Source organism: Pseudomonas sp. GW460-12-10-14-TSB1 (assembly GCF_017349775.1).
In the GTDB taxonomy this organism is placed as follows: Bacteria; Pseudomonadota; Gammaproteobacteria; order Pseudomonadales; family Pseudomonadaceae; genus Aquipseudomonas; species Aquipseudomonas piscium.
In genome coordinates this window covers 267,713-285,105 of record NZ_JACNAC010000001.1, presented here as the reverse complement: position 1 = coordinate 285,105, position 17,393 = coordinate 267,713, and the positions used below count along the sequence as shown (strand labels likewise).

The 17,393-nt window shown below is 65.0% G+C and carries 10 protein-coding genes; 5 read left to right on the top strand and 5 right to left on the bottom strand.

Annotated features, from left to right (window positions below):
* Positions 1-40: 40 nt before the first annotated feature.
* Positions 41-334 carry a hypothetical protein gene (locus tag J4D52_RS01230; protein WP_102675988.1) on the top strand — a complete coding sequence of 98 codons (294 nt, stop codon included), beginning with the start codon at positions 41-43 and terminating at the stop codon, positions 332-334.
* Positions 335-412: 78 nt separating this feature from the next.
* On the opposite strand, the gene J4D52_RS01225 is transcribed toward J4D52_RS01230, so the two are convergent.
* A complete protein-coding gene (locus J4D52_RS01225; RefSeq protein WP_102675987.1) occupies positions 413-5,317 on the bottom strand; it encodes an alpha-2-macroglobulin in 4,905 nt (1,634 codons plus the stop codon).
* A gap of 312 nt (positions 5,318-5,629) precedes the next feature.
* Here J4D52_RS01225 and J4D52_RS01220 point away from each other — a divergent pair, with 312 nt between their 5' ends.
* Positions 5,630-6,976 (top strand): MATE family efflux transporter, encoded by a 1,347-nt coding sequence (locus J4D52_RS01220; protein WP_063428124.1) that lies wholly within the window; start codon positions 5,630-5,632, stop codon positions 6,974-6,976.
* Positions 6,977-7,036: 60 nt separating this feature from the next.
* Here the strand turns inward: J4D52_RS01220 and speA are convergent, their stop codons facing one another.
* The 4 genes from speA to J4D52_RS01200 all read right to left on the bottom strand — a co-directional run bounded on the left by speA (position 7,037) and on the right by J4D52_RS01200 (position 11,353).
* Positions 7,037-8,950 (bottom strand): arginine decarboxylase, encoded by a 1,914-nt coding sequence (speA, locus tag J4D52_RS01215; protein ID WP_025807958.1) that lies wholly within the window; start codon positions 8,948-8,950, stop codon positions 7,037-7,039.
* Between the two features lie 222 nt (positions 8,951-9,172).
* Positions 9,173-9,544: a translation initiation factor Sui1 gene (locus J4D52_RS01210; protein WP_007921638.1), complete on the bottom strand. Its 372-nt coding sequence runs from the start codon at positions 9,542-9,544 to the stop codon at positions 9,173-9,175.
* A gap of 201 nt (positions 9,545-9,745) precedes the next feature.
* A complete protein-coding gene (locus tag J4D52_RS01205) occupies positions 9,746-10,282 on the bottom strand; it encodes an NUDIX hydrolase (protein ID WP_102675986.1) in 537 nt (178 codons plus the stop codon).
* A gap of 3 nt (positions 10,283-10,285) precedes the next feature.
* Entirely contained in the window at positions 10,286-11,353 is a 1,068-nt protein-coding gene (locus tag J4D52_RS01200) for a DUF2333 family protein (protein WP_102675985.1), read from the bottom strand.
* A gap of 293 nt (positions 11,354-11,646) precedes the next feature.
* Here J4D52_RS01200 and J4D52_RS01195 point away from each other — a divergent pair, with 293 nt between their 5' ends.
* From J4D52_RS01195 to J4D52_RS01185, 3 genes are all read left to right on the top strand, one after another.
* The gene (locus J4D52_RS01195; protein ID WP_102675984.1) at positions 11,647-13,311 is read left to right on the top strand and encodes a PleD family two-component system response regulator; all 1,665 of its coding nucleotides are present in this window, start codon (positions 11,647-11,649) and stop codon (positions 13,309-13,311) included.
* Between the two features lie 1,468 nt (positions 13,312-14,779).
* The gene (locus J4D52_RS30680) at positions 14,780-15,328 is read left to right on the top strand and encodes a methyl-accepting chemotaxis protein (protein WP_404940395.1); all 549 of its coding nucleotides are present in this window, start codon (positions 14,780-14,782) and stop codon (positions 15,326-15,328) included.
* Between the two features lie 157 nt (positions 15,329-15,485).
* Positions 15,486-17,279: a protein-disulfide reductase DsbD gene (locus J4D52_RS01185; RefSeq protein WP_102675982.1), complete on the top strand. Its 1,794-nt coding sequence runs from the start codon at positions 15,486-15,488 to the stop codon at positions 17,277-17,279.
* Positions 17,280-17,393 lie beyond the last annotated feature (114 nt).

Genomic DNA, 17,393 nt, shown 5'->3' with positions numbered 1-17,393 from the left:
GGTCTGGCAAGCACGCCAACTTTTTCATCAGGATGCACGCATGCAGGTAGAAAGCTTCTTTGAATGGCTCGGCCAGGCGCTGGGCTCGGTCATACGGTTTATCGTCGACGGCCTCAGCGGTCTGTTCAACGCCCTGACGAACGCCGGCGGCAACTTTATCGACGGCCTGTCGCGGGCGCTGGGCATGGACACTTCGGTCATCAGCATCATCACCCTGATCCTCGGGCTGATGCTGCTGTACTCGGCGGTCCGCGCCTTCATGCGCGCCTCGATCGTCACGGGCATCATCTGGCTGCTGCTGGGGCTGTGGCTGCTGAGCTGGGTGGTGCACTGACCGATAGTCGACCGCTATGCGGTCGGATCGCGAGCAAGCTTGCTCCTACAGGAGGAACGAGCTTGCCGCGATACCCCTTCAACGTCCCTTGATCACCATCTCCGGCAGGGTTTCACCCACGGCCTGCCAGTTCGGCCGGTACATCGACTCCACTTGCGGCGGCGGCACACGATAGGTGCCGGGCGTGACCGCGCGTGCCAGGTACAGCAGGTGCGTGACGCTGTCGTAGCCGTCCAGGTTCAGCGCCGCCACGTAGCGGTCATCGCGGAATTCCTGGTGCTTGAGGCTGGCGTTCTGCATCGACTCGCGCCATTCCTTGACCTGGCTGCTGGCGTTTTCCAGGCTGGCGGCGCTCTGTGCCAGGTTCTGGTTTTCCAGTTCCAGGCCGGCCGGCAGCAGGTCCACCACCAGGGCATCCGGCACCCGTTGCTTGGCGCTGACCGCCAGGTGCACCAGCACCAGGTCGCCGCTGCCCAGGGCCCGCAGGTCCAGTGGCTGGCCGTTCATCCCCAGGTATTCGCGACGAATGCTCAGGTTCTCGCCACCGGCCAGCGGCGCATGCTGTGGATAACCGGAAATGGTCAGTTGCTGGTACACCGGCTCACTGCCTTGATTGCGCACCGACAACGGCGACGCCAGCAACGCGCCTTGCAGCTTCAGGCCCGGCTGGCCGTTGTTCAGCTCGCGGCTTTCGGCGCCGCTGCTCAGTTGCGCGGTCCAGTTGGCTTCCGGCTTGCCCAGCAGGCCACGGCCGGCGAGGAACAGCGAGTTGCGCTCCTGGGTCGACAGGTACGGGCTGGCCGCCAGTTGGTCGGACAGCTCGAACAGCCGCTCCTCGCGCTTGCCCTGGGCCAGGTCGTTCTCTTCCAGCAGCGCCAGGATCAGCGCCTGATCCCGTAGCGGGCTGCCGTAGTCGGCCAGCCAATCCTTGCTGTTGCGCGAGGCCGCAAGGCCCGCGGTCAAGGCCTGCTCGGCCCGTGGCTGGTCGCCCATTTTCTGCAGGGCGATAGCCAGTTGCACCAGCGGCAGGCCGGAGCGGGCATCGGTACGCCGTTCGAACAGGCTGCGCAACGCGCCCAGCGGCGCCTGTTGACTGCGCGCCAGCACCAACCCGGCGTAGGCCTGCACGGTAAAGCGCGTGTGCTCGGCGTTTTCGCTGTAGTTGACCTCGATCAGGTTGCGCTCCTGCAGGTAACGCAGCAGGCGCTCGTTGGCCTTCTTCAGCGCCTCGGCCGGCACCGCGAAGCCCTGGTCGCGGGCCCGCAGCAGGAAGTCGGTGACGTAGGCGGTCAGCCAGTATTCCTCTTCGCCGTCCGCGCCCCATAGGCCGAAGCTGCCGTTGTAGCGCTGCATGCCCAGCAGGCGTTCGATGCCCAGTTCGATCTTGCGCTTGCGCTCGGCATCCGGCTCGCCTTCCAGACCCAGGCGTTTCAGGCTGACGGCATCGGCGTACAGCGCCGGGTACAGGCCGCTGGTGGTCTGCTCCAGGCAGCCATAGGGGTACGCCTTGAGTGCGCGAATCTGTTCGCCGAGGTTCAACGGCGGCCGGCTCGACAGGCTCAGCAACGCTTCCCGCCCGGCCGGTTCGAACGCCGCCAGCTCGCCTTCCGGCAGGCTCCACGGCTGATCCTTGAGCACCGCGCGGTAATGCCTGAGCAACGCCGGATAGGCCGGTCGCACGCCCAGGGTCCATTCGCGGCTGAACGGCGGCAGGCTCTCGCCGGGAAGATCCAGGCCATTGACCAGCACCTTGACCTTGCCCTGGCCGAAGCCGCCCAGCGCCCGCACCGGGATACGCAGCGTGGTGCGCTGGCCCTGGGTCAGCTGCACGCTCTGATGGGTCTCGTTGACCAGCGCCAGCTGGCCTTCGGCGCTCAGTTGCACATCGAGTTTCTGCGCCTTGCCCGACAGGTTGGACAGGTCCAGCGCCAGGGTAGTCTGGTCGCCGCCGGCGAGGAAACGCGGCGCCGACAGCTCGGCGATCAGCGGCGCGGCGATCACCGTCTTGCCTTCGGCCATGCCATAGCGCTCGTCGGTCCAGGCCTGGGCCATCAGGCGCAGCTCGCCATTGAAGTCAGGAATGTCGACGCTGACTTCGCCTTCGCCCTGCTCGTTGAGGGTCACCGGTGCGCTTTGCAGGGCGACGATGGTGACGCTGGTGTCCGGACGCTTGCCGCCCTTGGCCAATGCGGCGTCACCACCGAAGGCCAGGCTGGCCAGGCGGCCCTGGCCGGCTTCGATCAACTGGCCGTAGATATCCAGCTGGTCGGCGCCATAGGCCTTGCGCCCGAACAGGCTGGAGTACGGGTCCGGGGTCGGGTATTCGGTGATGTTGAGGATGCCCACGTCCACCGCCGCCAGCAGCACATGGGCCTGTTTCGGCACGCTGCCATCGGCGTTCTTCGCCTGGATCTTCACCTTGAGCGGCTGCTTGGGGCGCATTTTTTCCGGTGCGCTCAGGGTCAGGCCGAGCTTGCGCTGGGTGCGATCCAGCGGCAGGTGCAATACGCCCACTGCGCGTTTCGGGGTGATGTTGGCCTTGCGTTCGCCGGGACGGATGACCAGCGCACTGACGTACAGGTCGTGCCGCGCCCACTTCGGATCGAGCTTGATCGCATAGCTCTTGCCTTCGGCCGGCACGTCGATTTCCTGCCACCACAACGGACCGTCACTGGACTCCACCAGCAGGTAACCCTTGCCGGCGGCCGGCGGGGTCACCGTGACATTGGCGGTGTCGCCATCACTGTACAGCGGCTTGTCCAGCGCCAGCTTGACCTGGTCGGGGCGCACCGCGCCGCCTTCGGCGTTGTCCTGGGAGCGGTAGCCGGCCCAGAAACGCAGGCTGCTGACCAGCCCGGTCTGCGGGTCTTCGACCTCGACGCGATAAGGGCCCCACTCCACCGGGAAGCTGACCTTCGCGGTAGCGCCGGCCTCGATGCTCAGGGTCTGTTCGTCCTGGGTGAGGAATTTCTCGTTGAAGTGATAACTCCAGCCGTCGCTTTCCGAGTAGTTCCAGTAGTAGTCGCGGCGCTCGCGCACCAGGCGCACCTTGAGGTTGTCCGCGGCCAGCTTCTGGCCTTCGTTGTTGGCCACCAGCAGTTCGAATTCGGCCGGGCCATCGCCGTCGATTTCCCCGCCGTCGAACAGCGCTCGCAGCCCTGGCAACCGGTCCGCCGGCCACACCGGCAGCACCACCCGCCGGGTGATCGGGCGACCGCCCGACTCCTGCAGGCTGCCCTGGACAATCAGCTGCAACGGCGAACGGGCCCCGGCCCATTTGCTTTCCATGGCGATCACTTCTTCGCCGTTTTCATCCAGCGTCGACTCTTCTATTTCCAGGTCCTGGCTCAGCTCTTCTTCGGTGACCGAGCCGAACTGGTAGCCCGGCAGCGCCTTGACCGCCTCGCGCAGCGGCCGCACGTAGATTTGGCCGCTCAGGCGATTGCCGGCGGCCGGGGCGCCATACAGGTAACGACCGTTGATGCTGATCTCGACGGTCTCGTCCGGTTTGAGCGGTGTGTCGCTGCCCTTGAGTTCCAGCGCCAGGCGCTCGGGCAGGAAATCTTCCACGAGGAATTCGTAGAGTTGCGGCTTGCCGTCGCCGAGATCGAACACCAGTTGCCAGCGCCCGGTCGGCGCTTCGCCAGCCAGTTGCAGCTGGTACTGATAGAGCCCCGAGGCATCGGCGTCCCAGACGAACTTGCGGCTGACCTGCTCATCCGGCCGGCGCACCTCGACGCTCACCGGCTGCGGCTTGACCGCATTGCCGTCCTTGTCCCGCAGCAGCGCGTTGAGCAGCACGGTTTCACCCGGGCGATACAGGTCGCGGGGGCCGAACACGAAGAACTGCAACGGATGGGGCTGGGGGCCGCCGATATTGAATTCGGCCAGGTCCAGGGCGGCGCCGTTCAAGCGCAGCAGGCTGGTCTGCTCACCCTGGTGGGCCAGCAGCACTTCGGCTTTCTTCGGCAGCGGCAGCTCGGCATGGCCGCCCTTCTCGGTCTTGCCCTGGCCAAGCACGCGGCCTTCGCCATCCAGGAGCTCCAGGCTGACGCCGTCCAGCGCCTTGCCGCCTTCCAGGGCCTGGGTGAATACATCCAGGCGGTTCTGGTAACGGTGCACCGACAGGCCGATGTCGCTGAGGGTGAACAGGGTGGCCGGTTGCGAATAGTTGTAGGTGCCCGAGGCGCGCATCACCGCCAGGTACACGCCCGGCTGTTGCAGCGGCTTGAGCCCGGCGATCGGCAGCAGCAGGGTTTCCCGGGTATTGCGCGCCGGGTTGAGGTCGAAGCGGCCGCCATACACCAGGTCGGCCATCGGCAACAGCTCGCGGGACTCGTAACTGTGCAGGCTGTTATTGCGCCCCCACTGGGCGAGGAACACCGGCAGTGACTCAGGCTTGATGCGGAAGAACTCGACATCGACCTTGTCGACGTTCAGCGCGATCACCGGCAAGCCTTCGGCGAGTCGGGTCGGCAACAGGGTGCCGCGGCTGGCGAAACCGACCGTGGCCTGCAGGTCGCGGGTTTCCATGCGGCTGACGTACTCGGCGGCCAGGGTCGCGTCGTTCACCCCGCGCAGCCCGGCGTCGACGGTCAGCACCAGTTTGCGCTGCGGCTCGAGGTGGCGCAGGCGCAGCTCCATGAAGTTGTCCGACAGTTCCCAGGCGCCGTCGACCTTGCCGCTCTTGCTGTCCACCAGATGCAGCTTGTCGGCGAACTTCTGCTGCGGGTCCAGGGGCACCGAGAAACTCACCGACAGGGTGCTGGCCCCGTCGAGCTGCACCTCGGACACGTCCACCACGCTCAACTCGCGACCGGCGTAGCGTTGCTTGAGGACTGCGACATCCTGCACGGGCCGGGCCTTGGCCGCGGGCACCGCCGCTGTCGGAGCCGAAGTGGTCGCCGCCTTGTCGGAGGTCGAGGAATCGCAAGCGCTCAGCAAGGCCAGCGCACAGGCCAGGAACAATCCTTTGTTAAGCATGGGGCACTCATAGGCAGGAGTATCGAAGGGTTGAACTATATCTCACCGCCGTCCGGCTGGCTGTGGCGCAGTGCACATTGATCGACAGAGGGCCTATCACCCGCAGCGTATTTGTAGGAGCGAAGCTTGCTCGCGATCAGCCGCGAAGCGGCGCTCTCAAACCCGCGCAGCCCATGAGGGGGTCGGTGAAAGTGCCGACGCCAATCGCGAGCAAGCTTCGCTCCTACAGGATTTGGGGGCGTGATTGGGATGGGATGGGATGGCATGGCCGGGCGGGCAAGCAGCTACAATGCCCGCTCTCAAGGAGCCTGCATGCCCAGCCTGATTTCTGCCTGGCGCCACCGTCCGACCCATGGTCGGGTGTGGGCGCTGGCCGCGCCGATGATTCTTTCCAATATTTCCGTGCCGCTGGTGGCGCTGGTCGACAGCACCGTCATCGGCCATTTGCCCCACGCCCATCAGCTCGGCGCGGTGGCAGTCGGTGCCAGCCTCTATACCTTCCTGGCCTGGGCCATGGGTTTTCTGCGCATGGGCGCCACCGGCTTTGCCGCCCAGGCCGCCGGGCGCGCCGACGGTGCGGCGCTGCGGCAGATCCTGGCGCAAGGCCTGCTGCTGGCGATGGGGCTGGCCTTGCTGCTGGGCGCCATAGGCGTGCCGCTGAGTGGCGTGGCCTTGCAGTTGATGCAGCCTTCGGCCGAGCTGAACGAGATGACCCGGACCTTCTTCCATACCCGCCTGCTTGGGCTGCCGGCGGCATTGGCCAGCATGGCCCTGGTCGGCTGGTTCCTCGGTACCCAGAACGCCCGGGCGCCACTGGCGATCCTGTTGAGCACCAACCTGATCAACATCGCCCTCAACCTGTGGTTCGTGCTGGGCCTGGACTGGGGCGTGGCCGGCTCGGCCAGGGCCTCGGTGATCGCCGAGTGGACCGGCGCGCTGATCGGCCTGGCCATGACCCGCCCGGCCCTGCGCGCCTATCCGGGGCGGATTGCCTGGGCGGCGCTGCAGCGCTGGGCCAGCTGGCGACCCTTGCTGGCGGTCAACCGTGACATCTTCATTCGCAGCCTGGCCCTGCAATCGGTGTTCTTCCTGATCACCGTGCAAGGCGCGCGCCTGGGGGACGCGACCGTGGCCGCCAACGCCCTGCTGCTCAACGGCCTACTGCTGACCGCCCACGCCCTGGACGGCCTGGCCCATGCGGTGGAAGCCCTGTGCGGCCACGCCATCGGCGCCCGCGATCGTCTGGCCCTGCGCCGTTCGCTGGTGGTGGCCGGCGGCTGGTCGCTGCTGGCCAGCATCGGTTTTGCCGTGCTGTTCCTGTGCGCCGGGCACCTGTTCATCGAGATGCAGACCGACATCGCCGAAGTGCGCCAGACCGCCTTCATCTATCTGCCTTACCTCGCCGCCCTGCCGCTGATCGCGGTCTGGAGCTACCTGCTGGACGGCCTGTTCATCGGCGCCACCCGCGCCCGGGAAATGCGCAACGGCATGCTGCTCAGCGTGCTCATCACCCTGCCCTGCGCCTGGGCCTTGCAGGGCCTGGGCAACCACGGCCTGTGGCTGACCTTCCTACTGTTCATGCTGGTGCGCAGCCTGACCCTGCTCGCGTTCGCCCTGGGGCTGCGCCGGCACGACGGCTGGTTCGCTCCGGCCCGCTGAGTATTCCTGCGGGCATAAAAAAACCACCGCTAGCGGTGGTTTTTTCGAACGGTCGACCTATCAGGAAGACAGGTACGACGAGCGGGTCAGGCCCAGACGCAGGGCGTCGAGGAACTGGGTACGCTCGCTGGCGCTGATCTTCGCGCTGGCCACCTTGTCGCGGTAGTGCGTCATCAGCTCTTCCGGCGACAAGTGCACGTAGCGCAGCATGTCTTCGATGGTGTCGTGGGTCTCGATGCCGGCGTGGTACACGGTGCCGTTCGGGTTCTGGTAGATGTTCACCGAGTCGGTATCGCCGAACAGGTTGTGCATGTCGCCGAGGATCTCCTGGTAGGCACCCACCAGGAACACGCCCAGCAGATAGTCCTCACCCTCTTTCAGGCCATGCACCGGCAGGCTGGTCTCGATGCTCTGCTCGTCGACGTACTGGTTGATCTTGCCGTCGGAGTCGCAGGTCAGGTCTTGCAGCACGGCGCGGCGCATCGGCTCTTCGTCCAGGCGATGCAACGGGATGATCGGCAGGACCTGGTCGATGGCCCAGGTGTCCGGCAGGCTCTGGAACACCGAGAAGTTGCAAATGTACTTGTCGGCCAGCTTGTCGTTGAGTTCGTCCAGCACCTGGCGGTGCGAGCGCTGGCGCGCCTTCAGCGAATTGTGCAGGCGCCGGCACACGGCGAAGTAGCACTGCTCGGCCAGGGCTTTTTCGGCCAGGGTCAGCTTGCCGTCGGCGTACTGGGCGGCCACGTCGCTCATGTAGTGGGTGGCGCGCCAGTAGGTTTCGGTGACCATCTCGATATCGGTCGGACCCAGCAGGTCCACCAGCCATTGCACGGTTTCCGGCAGGCTTTCCTTGTTCTCGATCAGCGGCACGTCGTCGTTGTGTTTCTCGACGTCGGTCACCTGCACCACCAGCATGGCGTGGTGCGCGGTCAGCGAGCGGCCGCTCTCGGAGAAGATGTGCGGATGCGGCAGGCTCTGCGCGTCGCAGAACTCCTTGAGCATGCCGACCACGACACCGGCGTAGTCGTCCATGTCGTAGTTGATCGAACTGGCGTTGCGCGAGTGGGTACCGTCGTAGTCCACGCCCAGGCCGCCGCCGACGTCGATGTGATCCACCGGCAGACCGAGGTTGCGCAGTTCGCCGTAGTAACGGATGGCTTCCTTGAAGCCATGCTGGTAGTCCGCCAGGTTGGCGATCTGCGAGCCCATGTGGAAGTGCAGCAGGCGGATGCCCTGGTCCAGGCCGGCGCCGCGGAAACGCTCGACCACCGACAGCAGCTGCGCCGCCGACAGGCCGAACTTGGATTTCTCGCCGCCGGTGTCGGCCCACTTGCTCGACGCCAGGGACGACAGGCGCACGCGCAGGCCGACCTGCGGCTTGACCTTGAGCGAGGCGGCCTCTTCGATCACCAGGCCGACTTCGGATTCTTTCTCGATCACGATGAATACGTTGTGGCCCAGCTTCTGGCCCATCAGCGCCAGGCGGATGAACTCACGGTCCTTGTAACCGTTGCAGACGATGGTGCCGCCTTTCGGCGCCAGCGCCAGCACCGCCAGCAGCTCGGGCTTGGAGCCGGCTTCCAGGCCGATGGAGACGTTCTGGGTGGCGATGATGTTCTCGATCACCGCTTCCTGCTGGTTGACCTTGATCGGGTACAGCGCGGTGTACTTGCTCTGGTATTCCAGGCGCTCGATGTTGGCGTCGAAAGCACCGGTCAGCTGGCGCACGCGGTCCTGCAGGATATCCGGGAAGCGCACCAGCAGCGGCAGGGACAAGCCGCTCTTGCGCAACTCCTCGACTTGTTCGAACAGGTCGATAGGCGAACTGTTCGGGCCGTTCGGACGAACTTCGACGCGACCGGCGTCATTGATCGCGAAATACCCGGCCCCCCAATGGCGAATCCCATAAACACTGCGGCTGTCCGCAACTGTCCATTGGCTGCCATCGTCTTTGCGTGTGCGTCGTACGGACATCGAAGTCCCCTATAAAGAAGTCATAGAGCGCTACCCCGGTCCGGGGCTGGCGCAGTCTAAAGAATGAAAATGACGATTAGCCTGCAACGAGGACGTAGACCTCGTTTACAGCGCTGAGTTTAGAAACCGGTCATGAACAGGCTCTGTGAAAACCATGAAGACGACGGCAACCTGAATCGGATCAGGGCTGCATCAAGTCGGGGGTGGTTTTCACAGAGGCTGCTAGCCGCCGGACTTCTTCGCCTTGAAACCGTGCTTGATCAGCTCTGCCAAGAGTAGCTCGACATGATCGCCCTGGATCTCGATGACGCCGTCTTTCAACGCGCCACCTGTGCCACAACGTTTCTTCAACGTGGTCGCCAGCTCCTTGAGCGCGTCTTCGGCCAACGGCACGCCGGTGATGGTGGTCACCGTCTTGCCGCCACGCCCCTTGCTTTCGCGGCGCACGCGAGCGATGCCGTCGCCGGCAGGGATAACGGTTTGTTTGCAGATGCAGGCTGCCACCGGCTGGCTACAGTCCGGGCAATGTCGACCTGCGTCGGTGGAAAATACCAGGCCACCAAGGGCGGCGAAGGATGCGGCTTTTTTGGCCACCGGCAATCCTCTTGGGAGGACAAAGACTGGTCGAAGCACATGGCCTGTGCCATCGACCGCGAAGCCCCACTCAGGCAGGGGCAGCGCTACTGGACCGACTGTGCTTATAAAGGCAGCGCCGGCTCAGCTTGAAAAAGGTCGCGCAGTGTAACGGCAAAAAGCCGACTTGCTAAGAGCCTAACCGCGCCAATTTATACAACTTTAACGACGCCGCGCCAGATAGCGCTGCAAGGCCGCCAGGGAGTCCGGGCAATAGGGCTTTTCGGCGATTTCCCGCATCACTTCGTCGATCGAAATGAAGCGTGCTTCCAGCACCTCTTCCGGCTGCAGGCACAGAGGCCCGTCCCAGACCGCCGAAAAGGCCGAACACCAGAGGCGATTGCCGGTGTCTTCGAAAAAGAAGTGGTCGTGGGCGGTCAATTCCACCCCGCTCACCCCCAGTTCTTCCTCCAGCTCCCGGGCCGCCGACTCGGCGTAGCTCTCGGTGGCCAGCACCATGCCGCCCGCGGCCACGTCCCAGTAACCGGGGTAGAGGGCCTTGCTCAGGGTGCGCCGATGCACGCACAGCTCACCGGCGGAATTGAACAGCAGGATATAGGTGCCGCGCCCGATCAGGCCGCGTTCGCGCAACTCCGAACGGGCCAGCGCGCCCAGCAACTGGTCTTCGCCATCGACCCAGGCGACTTGTTCGGCATCGGAGGCCGCGCGATGCGCGGCCTCATTGGAGGTAACCACCATGAATCAACCCTGATTGAGCAATTGACGCAAGTCGATGACAGCCGCGTTGGCCCGGGAAATATAGTTGGCCATGACCAGCGAGTGGTTGGCCAGCACGCCGAAGCCGCTGCCGTTGAGAATCATCGGGCTCCACAGCGTTTCCTGGGACGCCTCCAGTTCACGGATGATCTGGCGCACGCTGACGGTAGCGTTCTTTTTGGCCAGCACGTCGGCGAAGTCGACCTCGATGGCGCGCAGCAGGTGCGACAGGGCCCAGGCCTGGCCGCGAGCCTCGTAGAACACGTTGTCGATCTGCATCCAAGGGGTTTCCACCACCTCTTCGTCAACCTGCGGCGACTGGCCCGGCGCCGGGGTTTCGGTTTTCAGCGCGGTGTTGAGCTTGACCCGGCCAACGCTGGCCGACAGGCGCTGGGACAGCGAACCCAGGCGGGTCCCGACGTCACCCAGCCAGTTGTTCAGGTTGTCGGCACGGGCATAGAACAGCGCGCTCTTCTGCTCCGGGTCGGACAGGCGTGCCTGGTAGCGGCTCAGGGAATTGATGCCTTCCTGGTACTCGGACTCGCTGGACGGCAGCACCCAGCTCTTGTTGTCAAAGTTGAAGCGCGGCTCGGCCTTGGCCAGGTCGGCGTCCTCGGCGGACTGCGACTGGGAACGGGCGAAGTCCTTGCGCAAGGCGCGGGTCAGGTCGCGGACCTGCACCAGCACGCCATATTCCCAGCTCGGCATGTTGTCCATCCACAGGCCCGGCGGGAAACGGTCGTTGGAGATATAGCCACCCGGCTTGTTCAGCAGGGTGCCGGCCACGGTCTTGAGGGTTTCCACCGTGGTGTAGCCCACCACCATCTGCTTGCCTTCCTTCTCGGCGACAATCTGCGCGCTTTGCTGGACCGGGAACAGCGACGGCTCCTGGCTCCAGTACCAGCCCAGGGCACCGGCCACCAGCAGGTACAGGGCCAGCAGGGTGCCCAGGGCGCGGCTGAACAGCAGGCCACCAAAGTAGCTGCGTGTCGCCGACTTGGGTTCGGCAGCACGATCCGGCGCGCTGCCCGCGCGGTTCTTCCAGTCCAGCATGGCTATATCCTTTCAATCACTTGGGTTCATCGGTTCGACCACAACCCTACTCCATCGTGCCTCGAACCGAGCGGATTAAAAAACCATCCACCGCACAAGGCGCCACATGCCGGGTGTACATCGAGCGGCCACTATAAATGAAGCACAGTTCAGAACCTATGCGACCAGTCGGTCGGGAACTGAATAAGGTCGCTTTGCAGATTGTTGACGTACGACACTCGTACAATCCATAAGAGGTGCTAGCATAGAGCCACCAGTCGATCTCAGCATGCACCCTAACTAGTAGTCAGGATATGACCGAGCCAGAAGACCCCAGCCGTGAGCGCCTCAAGCACCACTTTGCCCAGCGGGTAATTCACCAGGCTCGTCAGATCCTCGAGATATGGCAGCGCCTGCAGCGCAGCGAATGGTCGACCGCCGACATGTCCGAACTCAGCGAGGCCAACCTGCGCCTGCTGCGTTTCGCCGAACGCTTCGAGCAACCCGAACATACCCAACTGGCGCGCAGCATCAGCGATTCGCTGGAAGCCGTGGACGCCAACCGCGGGCGCCTGAGCAGCGGCCTGATCACCGACCTCAACCGCCTGATGCAACGCCTGTCGCGCACCGGCCTGCGCCATGGCGACCAGTTGGAACAGACCTTCCTGCCGCCCCTGCGCAAGCCGGTCTACGTGATGCTGCAAGACCACGATCGCGGCGAGCGCCTGGCCAAGCAGCTGGAATTCTTCGGCCTCAGCGCCCAGTCCCTGGACAGCATCGCCGCGTTTCGCTCCTCGATGGTCGAGCGCCTGCCCGCGGCGATCGTCATCGACGTCGATTTCTGCGGCAATGGCATGGGCCTGCAACTGGCCGCCGAAGCCCAGGAGGGCCTGGAGCAGAAGCTGCCCCTGCTGTTCTTCAGCCTCCACGAAACCGACACCCCGACCCGCCTGGCCGCCGTGCGCGCCGGCGGCCAGGAGTTCCTCACCGGCACCCTGGAGGCCTCGAGCCTGCTGGAGAAGATCGAGATCCTCACCTGCGTCGCCCAGTATGAGCCTTATAAAGTGCTGATCATCGATGACTCCCGCGCCCAGGCCCTGCACACCGAACGCCTGCTCAACAGCGCCGGGATCATCACCCGGACCCTGATCGAGCCGATCCAGGCCATGGCCGAACTGGCCGACTTCCAGCCGGACCTGATCATTCTCGACATGTACATGCCGGCCTGTACCGGCACCGAACTGGCCAAGGTGATCCGTCATAACGACCGTTATGTCAGCGTGCCGATCATCTACCTGTCGGCCGAAGACGACCTGGACAAGCAGCTGGACGCCATGAGCGAAGGTGGCGACGACTTCCTGACCAAGCCGATCAAGCCGCGCCACCTGATCACCACCGTGCGCAACCGCGCCGCCCGCGCGCGCAACCTCAAGGCGCGTATGGTGCGCGACAGCCTCACCGGGCTGTACAACCACACCCATATCCTGCAACTGCTGGAAGACTGCAGCTTCCGCGCGCGCCGCGAGAACAAGCCGCTGAGCTTCGCCATGCTCGACATCGACCACTTCAAGCGGGTCAACGACAGCCACGGCCACCCCATGGGCGACCGGGTGATCAAGAGCCTGGCGCTGTTCCTCAAGCAACGCCTGCGCAAGACCGACTTCATCGGCCGCTACGGCGGCGAAGAATTCGCCATCGTCATGCCCGACACCGACCTGGAAGCGGCCTGCAAGGTGCTGGATGAAATCCGCCAGCGCTTTGCCGAAATCCACTACCCGGCCCAGCCGCAGGACCTGTGGTGCACCTTCAGCGCTGGGGTGGTCGAACTGCGGGAAGACTCCGACAGCCTGATGATGGCCAGCCAGGCCGACGAAGCGCTCTATCGCGCCAAGGACGGGGGACGCAATCGGGTCCAGGCGGCGCGCCATCAAAGCGCCACTTTTTCACCGGAATCCACCGATTCGGTCATAACCCTGTAATACAAACGCAATAAATTCAGGCGCTTACCATTCAAGTCGTTGGTAGAACGCGATGCGCCTGAAGCTGCTGACCAATCTCAATACCCTGCTATTAGTTGCCGTTTGCCTGGCCCTGGGCGCAACGCTCTGGTGGTCGCAACGCGCCCTCGAGCGCCCCTATCTGTTGATGGAGCGCTACCTGGGCTTGTCCCAGCAGTTCCAGAACCAGGCGGCGCGCAATATCGAGGATTACCTGGCCAGCGGCGACGCCCTGCGCCTGAGCAGCGCCAGCCAGGCCATCGAAACCCTGCAAGCCCAGCTCGGCGAACTGCCCACGGAGCTGGCGCAGAGCCTGCGCCCGAGCCTGTCGGGTCTGGCCGAGTTCAGCAAGACCGACCTGCTGGCCGCCGGCAAACTGGCCGGCGATCCGCAAGCCTTGCTGCTGCAGGCCGAGCGCGAGCTGGGGGCCAGCCTCGAACAACTGAGCCAGTACGCCACCGGGGCGGCCAGCAATCCGAGCGCCGCGACCTACCTGCCGCTGCTGCTGACCGCCTCCCAGCACCTGGGCAAGCTGTCCCTGGCCCGGGAAAAACTGGTGAGCAGCGGCCGCAGCGAGCTGGCCGCCGATGTCGAGCGCGAAGTGAGCAACATGCGCGCCCAGGCCGAGCAACTGGAAGCCCTGCCCTTGCTGGGTGTCGCGGCCAGCAACGAATCGAACACCGATGACTTCGCCGCCATGATGGGCCTGGAGAACACCGAGAAGGCCGCCGTCGAAGACGCCGGCATCGGCCTCAAGCGCGAACTCAACAGCCTGCTCGGCCGCTACCCCGCCGAGCTGAACCGCACCCGCGAACAGATCCAGAAACGCGCCGACCTCAGCGCCGCCACCCACCTGAAAATCACCGCCGTGCAGCAAGCCATTGCCGAATTGGAACCGGTGGTGCGCGCCCAGCATGGGCAGATCCAGAGCGAAGTGCGGCTGATGCAGGGCCTGATGATCGGCCTGATCCTGCTGATCGCCTTGGTCATCGACACCTTGCAGCGCCGACTGGCGCGGGTTCTGACCAACCTGGCGCCGGCCCTGTCGACCTGGGCCGAAGGCGACTTCAGCCGCGACATCCAGCTGGGCCGGACCAACCGCGAACTGCATGACATCGAAGAATCCCTGAACCGTCTGCGCGCCTACCTGGTGGACCTGGTGGGTACCATCCGGCAGAACGCCGAACAGGTCGCCGGCAGCAGCCGCGCCCTGGCGGACCTGAGCACTGGCCTGCACGGCGGCGCCGAGCGCCAGGCCGGCGATACCGCGCAGATCCGCGACGCCTTGGGCGAGCTGGAAGCGACCATCCAGCAAGTCGCCGGCGATGCCAGCCAGGCCGCCGATGCCAGCCGCAGCGCCGGGCTGGCGGTGGAACAGGGGCAGAAAGTGATCGGCCTGAGCCTGACCGGGCTGCATGCCCTGGTCGGTGAAGTGCAGGGCAACGCGCAGATGATCGAGCAACTGGCCGAGGAGTCGGCGACCATCGGCGGCGTGCTCACGGTGATTCGCTCCATTGCCGACCAGACCAACCTGCTGGCCCTGAACGCCGCCATCGAAGCCGCGCGGGCCGGGGAAATGGGCCGCGGCTTCGCCGTGGTCGCCGAGGAAGTGCGCTCCCTGGCCCAGCGCACCGCCGGCGCCACCGCCGAGATCCAGACCCTGATCGCCGGCCTGCAGGCCGCTGCCCGGCAATCGGTGGAAGGCATGCGCGCCCAGGTCGAACATGCCGAAGCCACCGCCAGCCAGGCCCAGGCCGCCGACGGTGCGTTGGATGAAATCGTCGGGGCGATCCAGACCATTTCCGATACCGCCATCCGCATCGCCGATGTCACAGCCCAGCAAAGCGGCGCCGTCAGCGAAATCCGCGACCACAGCGAGCGCATCCATCAACTGGGTGGGGATAATCTGCAACGCATCGGCGAAGGCCGCGAACAAGGCGAGAACCTGCTGGCATTGGGCGGCCAGTTGCATACGGCAGTGCAGGCGTTCCGCGTCTGACTCGAGCCTTATCGCGGGCAAGCCTCGCTCCTACAGATGACGCGAACCTGTAGGAGCGAGGCTTGCCCGCGATCAAAAGCAACCCAGGCCACCCGCCAGCCTGCGAACCCCGCCGCTCTCCGCTATCATGCGCACACCTTCGATTCGCGAGATTGCCATGCGTCGCCTGCTTTGCCTGATGCTGTTTGTGCTTGCCCTGCCGGCGACCGCTGCCGGGCTGCTGGACAGCCGCCCCAGTTCGACCCTGGGCTCGATCAACAACAGCGCCGACTTCCTGCCGGTGCGCGAAGCGTTCCAGCTGAGCCTGCTGCAAAGCACGCCGCAGTCGATCAAGCTGCGTTTCGTCACCACCGAGGGTTATTACCTCTATCGCCACCGCTTCCAGTTCCGCGCCGAGCCCGCCGAGATCGCTCTGGGTGCCGCCCAACTGCCCAAGGGCGAACAGAAACATGACGAGTTTTTCGGCAATGTCGAGGTCTACCACGGCATTGTCGATGTCGAACTGCCGCGCAGCGCCACGGATCAACGGGCCTTTACCCTGGCCGTGACTTACCAGGGCTGCGCCGACAAGGGCCTATGTTATCCACCGGAAACCGAGCGTTTGCAGATCGATGGCGCGGCCTCTTCTGCCAGTGCCTCAAGTGCCGGTAGCCCCGCTACCGACAATGGGAAAACCGGCTGGAGCTGGCGCGAACTGGCGCTGTTCTTCCTCGCCGGCATCGGCCTGACGTTCACCCCCTGCGTCCTGCCAATGCTGCCGATTCTGTCCGGCGTGGTCCTCAAGGGCCAGGTTGGCGGCTGGCGTGGTTTCAATCTGTCGCTGGCCTATGTGTTGCCGATGGCCGCCTGCTTCGCCCTGCTCGGCGCCTTGATGGGGCTGTTCGGCGCCCAGCTCAATTTGCAGGCGCGCCTGCAATCCGCCTGGGTGCTGGTGCCCTTTGCGCTGTTCTTCGCCGTGTTCGCCCTGGCGATGTTCGACGTCTTCGAACTCAAGCTGCCGCGCTTTATCAGCCAGCGTCTGGAACGCATTGCCGGGCGCACCGAAGGCGGCTCGCTGTGGGGCGCGGCGGTTCTCGGGGTGGTGTCCAGCCTGCTGGTATCGCCCTGCGTTTCGGCGCCCCTGGCGGGCGCCCTGCTGTATATCAGCGCCAGCGGCGACGCCTTGGGCGGCGCCCTGAAACTGTTCGCTCTGGGCCTGGGCATGGGCGCACCGCTGTTGCTGGTGGCCACCGGCGGCGCGGCCTGGCTGCCGAAAAGCGGGCCATGGCTGGTCTATGTGAAAAACGCCATTGGCGTGCTGTTGCTCGGCCTGGCGATCGGCCTGCTGAGCCGGGTCTTGCCGGGCCAGATCAGCCTGCTGCTGATTGGCGCGCTGGCGGCGGGTGTCGGTCTGTTTCTCGGCGCCCTGGAGTTTGTCTACAAGGCACCCCGCGCGCGCCTGGCGCAGCTGTGCGGGCTGTTCCTGCTGGTGTATGCCCTGGCCTGCTGGTACGGCGCATTCAGCGGCCAGACCGATCCGCTCAGCCCGCTCGCCCGCCCGCCAGTCGCGACCACCAGCAACAGCCCTGAGAAGAGCAGCGCCGGCCAGTGGCAGACCATCACCACTCCGGAAGAGCTGGACCGGGCCCTGGCCGACGCCCGAAACGCGGGCGCCCCACTGCTCCTCGACTGGTACGCCGACTGGTGCATCAGTTGCAAAGTCATCGAACGCGAGGTGCTCAACGACAGCCAGGTGGTCGAGCGCCTGCAAGGCTATCGCCTGGTTCGCTTCGATATCACCGCCAGCAACCGCGAACAGCGCGCCCTGTTGGACCGTTACCAACTGTTCGGCCCGCCGGCATTGATGTTCTTCGGCAAAGATGGCGTCGAACGTGCCGATGTGCGCGTGGTCGGCGAAATCAGCGCCGCGGACTTCGCCGAACGCATTACCGCAGCGAATGACCGGATTTAGTCAGTTGGTCACATACTTCGCGTAAACATCGGTCATCGTGCTGCCTATTGCAGAGAACTGGACAGTCACAAAGGCTTTGCGGCATAGTCGCCGGGTTCTGAATAATGGCCCACA

Excerpts from the sequence above, each read along its gene's own strand:
- J4D52_RS01230 (WP_102675988.1), top strand. The coding sequence starts at position 41 with ATGCAGGTAGAAAGCTTCTTTGAATGGCTCGGCCAGGCGCTGGGCTCG.
- J4D52_RS01225 (WP_102675987.1), bottom strand. The coding sequence starts at position 5,317 with ATGCTTAACAAAGGATTGTTCCTGGCCTGTGCGCTGGCCTTGCTGAGC.
- J4D52_RS01220 (WP_063428124.1), top strand. The coding sequence starts at position 5,630 with ATGCCCAGCCTGATTTCTGCCTGGCGCCACCGTCCGACCCATGGTCGG.
- speA (WP_025807958.1), bottom strand. The coding sequence starts at position 8,950 with ATGTCCGTACGACGCACACGCAAAGACGATGGCAGCCAATGGACAGTT.
- J4D52_RS01205 (WP_102675986.1), bottom strand. The coding sequence starts at position 10,282 with ATGGTGGTTACCTCCAATGAGGCCGCGCATCGCGCGGCCTCCGATGCC.
- J4D52_RS01200 (WP_102675985.1), bottom strand. The coding sequence starts at position 11,353 with ATGCTGGACTGGAAGAACCGCGCGGGCAGCGCGCCGGATCGTGCTGCC.
- J4D52_RS01195 (WP_102675984.1), top strand. The coding sequence starts at position 11,647 with ATGACCGAGCCAGAAGACCCCAGCCGTGAGCGCCTCAAGCACCACTTT.
- J4D52_RS30680 (WP_404940395.1), top strand. The coding sequence starts at position 14,780 with ATGATCGAGCAACTGGCCGAGGAGTCGGCGACCATCGGCGGCGTGCTC.
- J4D52_RS01185 (WP_102675982.1), top strand. The coding sequence starts at position 15,486 with ATGCGTCGCCTGCTTTGCCTGATGCTGTTTGTGCTTGCCCTGCCGGCG.